Origin of the sequence: Nonomuraea turkmeniaca, from assembly GCF_005889735.1 — a bacterium.
Lineage (GTDB): Bacteria > Actinomycetota > Actinomycetes > Streptosporangiales > Streptosporangiaceae > Nonomuraea > Nonomuraea turkmeniaca.
In genome coordinates, this window is record NZ_VCKY01000505.1 from 1 (window position 1) to 2,015 (window position 2,015).

Genomic DNA, 2,015 nt, shown 5'->3' on the forward strand with positions numbered 1-2,015 from the left:
GACTACACGACGTCGCAGCTTGACGTGCTCGAAGCCGAGGCCATCCACATCATGCGAGAGGTGGCCGCCGAGTTCGAACGTCCGTGTCTGCTCTTCTCCGGGGGCAAGGACTCGATCGTCATGCTCCGTATCGCGGAGAAGGCGTTCTGGCCCGCGGCCATCCCGTTCCCGCTCATGCATGTGGACACGGGACACAACTTCGACGAGGTCATCGAGTTTCGCGACCGCCGTTCGGCCGAGTTGGGCGCGCGGCTGATCGTGGCCAGCGTGCAGGACTCCATCGATCAGGGCCGCGTGGTGGAGGAGACCGGGCGGCGCGCCTCGCGCAACCGGCTGCAGACCACCACGCTGCTGGACGCGATCGAGGAGCACGAGTTCGACGCCGTCTTCGGCGGCGCGCGCCGCGATGAGGAGAAGGCGCGCGCCAAGGAGCGGGTGTTCTCCTTCCGTGACGACTTCGGCCAGTGGGACCCGAAGAACCAGCGGCCCGAGTTGTGGAACCTCTACAACGCGCGCATCCGCAAGGGTGAGCACATCCGCGTCTTCCCGCTGTCCAACTGGACCGAGCTGGACGTCTGGGACTACATCAGGCGCGAGGGCATCGAGATCCCGTCGATCTATTTCGCCCACACCCGCAAGGTTTTCGAGCGTGACGGCATGCTGTTGCCCGACGCCGACGTGGTGTCGCGCGGTGATGACGAGCCGCTGTTCGAGGCCGTGGTGCGCTACCGCACGGTGGGTGACATGACGTGCACCGGCGCGGTGCAGTCCACGGCCGGCACGGTCGAGGAGATCATCGAGGAGATCGCGGCCACCCGGATCACCGAGCGCGGGGCCACCCGGGCCGATGACCGCTCGTCCGAGGCCGCCATGGAGGATCGCAAGCGAGAGGGCTACTTCTAAGATGGACATTCTTCGCTTTGCCACGGCGGGAAGCGTCGACGATGGCAAGTCCACCCTCATCGGACGCTTGCTCTTCGACTCCAAGGCGATCTTCGAGGATCAGCTCGAGGCCGTCGAGCGGACCTCGCGCGATCGGGGCACCGAATACACCGATCTGTCGTTGCTGACCGACGGGCTGCGGGCCGAGCGGGAGCAGGGGATCACGATCGACGTGGCGTACCGGTATTTCGCGACGCCGCGTAGGAAGTTCATCATCGCGGACACGCCGGGGCACATCCAGTACACCCGCAACATGGTCACCGGCGCCTCCACGGCCGACCTGGCGATCATCTTGATCGACGCGCGTAAGGGCGTGCTGGAGCAGTCGCGCCGGCACGCGTTCTTGACCTCGCTGCTGCGGGTGCCGCACCTGGTGCTGGCCGTCAACAAGATGGACCTGGTGGACTACTCGCACGAGCGGTTCGAGGAGATCAGGGAGGAGTTCACGGCGTTCGCGTCCAAGCTCAACGTCTCGGATCTGACGTTCATCCCGATCTCCGCGCTCAACGGTGACAACGTGGTCTCCCGTTCGGAGAACATGCCGTGGTATCTGGGCACGTCGCTGCTGCACCACCTGGAGAACGTGCACATCGCCTCCGACCGTAACCTGACCGATGTGCGCTTCCCCGTCCAGTACGTCATCCGTCCCCAGCGCGCCACCGATCAGGCCTTTCACGACTACCGCGGCTACGCCGGCCAGGTGGCGGGCGGCGTGCTGAAGCCGGGCGATGAGGTGGTGCATCTGCCGTCGGGGCTGACCACCCGGATCGCCTCGATCGACACGTTCGACGGCCCGGTGGAGGAGGCGTTCGCGCCCATGTCGGTGACGCTGCGTTTCGAGGACGACCTCGACATCTCACGCGGTGACATGATCGCCCGGCCCAACAACCAGCCGCACGTGGCGCAGGAGCTGGAGGCGATGGTCTGCTGGATGGCCGACGGGCTCAAACTGGCGCCGCGGTCCAAGCTGACGATCAAGCACACCACCCGCACGGCCCGCGCCCTCGTCCGTGACCTGCACTACCGGCTCGACGTCAACACCCTGCACCGGGACGAGGAGGCGACCTCGCTCG

2 protein-coding genes are annotated in these 2,015 nt (G+C 66.2%); both read left to right on the top strand.

Annotated features, from left to right (window positions below; all coding sequences use genetic code 11):
- The coding region (gene cysD / locus ETD86_RS54080) for a sulfate adenylyltransferase subunit CysD (protein ID WP_138674346.1) at window positions 1–903 on the top strand (903 nt) is incomplete at its 5' end.
- A 1-nt stretch (window position 904) separates the two neighbouring features.
- The coding region (locus ETD86_RS54085) for a sulfate adenylyltransferase subunit 1 (protein ID WP_138674347.1) at window positions 905–2,015 on the top strand (1,111 nt) is incomplete at its 3' end.